The organism is Mesorhizobium sp. M2A.F.Ca.ET.067.02.1.1, from assembly GCF_004023285.1.
Lineage (GTDB): Bacteria > Pseudomonadota > Alphaproteobacteria > Rhizobiales > Rhizobiaceae > Mesorhizobium.
Window position 1 is genome coordinate 1 of sequence record NZ_RZSB01000631.1, and the last position, 3,550, is coordinate 3,550.

Below are 3,550 nucleotides of genomic sequence, written 5' to 3' on the forward strand. Positions count from 1 at the left end.
CGTGCTTTCGGTGAAGAAGCTTGTCGTCGATTACGGCGCCTCCTCCAGCCTGTTCCGCCGCCGCGCCTCGGAAGCGCCGGCGGTGCAGGATGTCTCCTTCGAGATAAGGCCGGGCCGCACGCTCGGCCTCGTCGGCGAGAGCGGCTCCGGCAAGTCCACCACCGGCAAGGCCGTGCTCGGCCTTGTTCCTTTCGCCGGCTCGGTGATCATCGGCGGCACGTCCATTCACGGCCTCTCCGCGGCCGCGATGCGGCCGGTGCGCCGCGCCGCGCAGATGATCTTCCAGGATCCCTACGCCTCGCTCGACCCGCGCATGACAGTGGGAGCCGCCATCGCCGAGCCGCTCGTCATCCACGGCATCGGCAGCAGGGACGATCGGCGCGAACGAGTGGCCTCGCTTCTTGCGCGGGTCGGACTCGAAGCCGATCACGCCTCGCGCTATCCGCACGAATTTTCAGGCGGCCAGCGCCAGCGCATTTGCATCGCACGCGCCCTGGCGCTGGAACCGAAGCTGATCGTCGCCGACGAAAGCGTCGCCGCGCTCGACGTGTCAGTGCGCGCTCGCGTGCTCGACCTGATGCTGGAGCTGCAGGAGACGCTGGGCCTAGCCTATCTCTTCATCTCGCATGACATGGCGGTGGTCGAGCGCATGAGCCACGACGTCGCCGTCATGCGCGCCGGCCGCATCGTCGAAGCCGGCCCGCGCCGCGCGGTGCTGTCGTCGCCGCGGGAGGATTACACGCGCGAACTGATCGCCGCCGTGCCCATTCCCGATCCACGCGCCGCGAACGTGCAGAACTGACGTCGTCCCGACGCGTCGCCGCGCTCATACCGCCGCCCGTTCCGCGGCTGGACGGCGGCGGAGGCTGGCGGTGGTCAGAGCCGGTGGATTGTATGCGGCCTCGTTCAGGCCGACATCGGTGCCGGGCGGAACGATCCGGTCGATGCGGTCGAGGACGTCGTCGGCCAGGGGGATGTTGGCGCCGGCAAGCAGGTCGTCGAGATGCTGCATGGTGCGCGGGCCGAGGATCGCCGATGTCACGCCGGGATGCGCCATGACGAACGCCATCGCCATGTGAGTGAGGGACATGCCGGCTTCGGCCGCCAGCGGAATCAGCTGCTCGACCACATCGAGGCTCCGCTCATCGGACATTTGCCTCGGCATGAATTTCGCTCGTATGCCGCCCTCGGGCAGCGGCTGCCCCTTGCGGTAGCGGCCGGTAAGCAGGCCTTTGGACAGCGGGCTCCAGACCAGCACGCCCATTCCGTAGCGCTGACAGGTCGGCAGCGTGTCGCGTTCGATGCCCCGGTCGAGGATCGAATAGGGCGGCTGCTCGGCGCGGAAGCGCGCGAGGCCGCGCCGCTCCGCGACCCACTGCGCCTCGACGATTTCGGAAACCGGGAAGGTCGAGGAGCCGATGGCACGCACCTTTCCCGCCCGCACCAGGTCGGTAAGCACCGAAAGCGTCTCTTCGATGTCGGTGTCCGGCGAAGGACGGTGGATCTGGTAGAGGTCGATGTAGTCCGTCTGCAGGCGCTTGAGCGAGTCCTCCACCGCATGGGTGATCCAGCGCCGCGAATTGCCCTGCCTGTTGGGATCATCGCCCATCGGGCCGTGGACCTTGGTGGCAAGCACGATGCTGTCGCGGCGCCCCTTCAGGGCCTTGCCGACGATCTGCTCGGATTCGCCGGCGCTGTAGCGATCGGCGGTGTCGACAAAGTTGATGCCGAAATCCAGCGCCTTGTGGATGATGCGGATCGCATCGTCATGATCGGCATTGGCTATGCCGCCGAACATCATTGCGCCCAGGCAATAGGGGCTGACCTTGATGCCGGTTCGTCCGAGCGTACGGTACTGCATGGCTATTCTCCTTGAATTCGACGCGCCGCCAAGCGGCCTGCGGCAGAAGCTGCGCTGCCGACCATGTTCGATCTGCCGTCACCAAGGGATCGTCACATTTTCCCATCTTGTGAACGTCCCCGAGGGACCCTCCGGACCGAGCAGGGCGACACGGACCACCTCGCGCGAACCGTCCTCGACCGACTCCGTTCCGCCGTAGTTGTTGAGGTGGGTGCGGGTGTAGGCCGGCGAGACCAGGTTGACCTTGATGCCTGTCGACTCGAGCTCAATCATCATCGCGAGCGTTATGGCGTTGAGCGCCGTCTTGGAGGCCGGATAGACCGGGCCGAACAACGCGCGATAGCCGAAGGCAGGGTCGGCGTTGGAGGTCAGCGAGCCGACGCCGCTCGACACGTTGACGATGCGGGCATCCGCCGACCGGCGCAGCAGCGGCAGCATTGCCTGGTAAACGGCAAGCACGCCGAAGACGTTGGTCTCCCACACGGCGCGTACTTCATCGAGGGAGACGTTGCTCGGGCGGGTCAATCTGGCATGGTCCTCGACCGTCGCGTCCGGCCGGCGTCCGGTGTTCGAAATCGCGGCATTCTGCACGAGCAGGTCGAGCCGGCCGAATTCGTCGCCGATACGCGCCGCCGCGGCGGTGATCGAGTCCTGGTCCGTCACGTCGAGCTGCAGCGCAATGGCGCCCGGTCCGATCTCGCTCGCCGCCGCCTCGCCGCGCTCGAGATTGCGCGATCCGACAAGCACGGTGACCCCGTTTGCCGCGAGTTCCTTTGCGACCTGCAGGCCGACTCCTTGATTTGCTCCAGTCACCAGCGCGATACGAGTGTCCGGCATGATCGTCTCCTGTCGTCCGATTGATTGTCACAGCCGCCGCCTTGCACTATGTTGGCGGATACGGAACAGTGTTCCGATTCACAAATACGGAACATTGTTCCGTTTTTCAAGAGGTATTTGGTGAGCGGGAAACGGCACAATGAGGTGGCGGAGGGCGTTGACCGGCGCGTGCGGGTCGACGTCCAGCGCAACCTCGACGCGCTGCTGCAGGCGGCCAAGGCGGTGTTCGCGACCTCAGGCGTCGATGCGCCGGTGCGCGAGATCGCCGAGAAGGCGGGGGTCGGGGTCGGTACGGTCTATCGGCACTTCCCGCGGCGCTCCGATCTCGTGGCTGCGGTGTTTCGTCGTGAAATCGATGCCTGCGCCGCCGCCGCGCCTCTCCTCGCGGCCAGCTATGAGCCTGGCGAGGCTTTGTTGAAATGGATTGAGCGCTACGTGGCCTTTATCGCGACCAAGCGCGGGTTGGCCGAAGCGCTGCATTCGGGAGATTCCGTCTTCGAACCGCTGCCGCTGTACTTCCAGCAGAATCTGGAGCCCGCCCTCGGCCAACTGCTTCATGCCGCGGCGACCGCGGGGGAAATCCGGGGCGATGTCGATGCAGGGGACCTGCTCAACGCCATCGCGAGGCTGAGCGGCGCCGATCAAGCCCAGCGCATGGTCGCCCTGCTGGTCGACGGCCTCCGCTATGGCAAGAAAGCATCTTCAGGCGTCCGATAGCCTGTCGTCAGCTGTTGCGCGTGGCGACAAAAGTCGCGGCCTCCTTGAGCAACCCTGCCTGCTCGCCATAGGGATCGAGCAGCGCATGCGCCTGGTCGATCAGGCCGTGGAGCTGGCCACGCACCCAGTCGGGGC

At 66.1% G+C, this 3,550-nt stretch carries 4 protein-coding genes and 1 pseudogene; 2 read left to right on the plus strand and 3 right to left on the minus strand.

Features of this window, described 5'->3' with window-relative positions; all coding sequences use genetic code 11:
* Nucleotides 1–802, plus strand: an 802-nt coding sequence (locus tag EOA28_RS28975) for an ATP-binding cassette domain-containing protein (protein ID WP_148670914.1), incomplete at its 5' end; no start/stop codon positions are given.
* 24 nt (nucleotides 803–826) lie between these two features.
* On the opposite strand, the gene EOA28_RS28980 is transcribed toward EOA28_RS28975, so the two are convergent.
* Nucleotides 827–1,861 carry an aldo/keto reductase gene (locus EOA28_RS28980; protein ID WP_127251050.1) on the minus strand — a complete coding sequence of 345 codons (1,035 nt, stop codon included), beginning with the start codon at nucleotides 1,859–1,861 and terminating at the stop codon, nucleotides 827–829.
* Nucleotides 1,862–1,939: 78 nt separating this feature from the next.
* Nucleotides 1,940–2,698: an SDR family NAD(P)-dependent oxidoreductase gene (locus EOA28_RS28985; protein ID WP_127251051.1), complete on the minus strand. Its 759-nt coding sequence runs from the start codon at nucleotides 2,696–2,698 to the stop codon at nucleotides 1,940–1,942.
* Nucleotides 2,699–2,818: 120 nt separating this feature from the next.
* Between EOA28_RS28985 and EOA28_RS28990 the strand changes: the two genes are divergently transcribed.
* Nucleotides 2,819–3,415: a TetR/AcrR family transcriptional regulator gene (locus EOA28_RS28990; RefSeq protein ID WP_245490138.1), complete on the plus strand. Its 597-nt coding sequence runs from the start codon at nucleotides 2,819–2,821 to the stop codon at nucleotides 3,413–3,415.
* 7 nt (nucleotides 3,416–3,422) lie between these two features.
* Here the strand turns inward: EOA28_RS28990 and EOA28_RS40505 are convergent.
* A pseudogene (locus EOA28_RS40505) lies at nucleotides 3,423–3,550 on the minus strand (polyprenyl synthetase family protein); the annotation flags it as partial.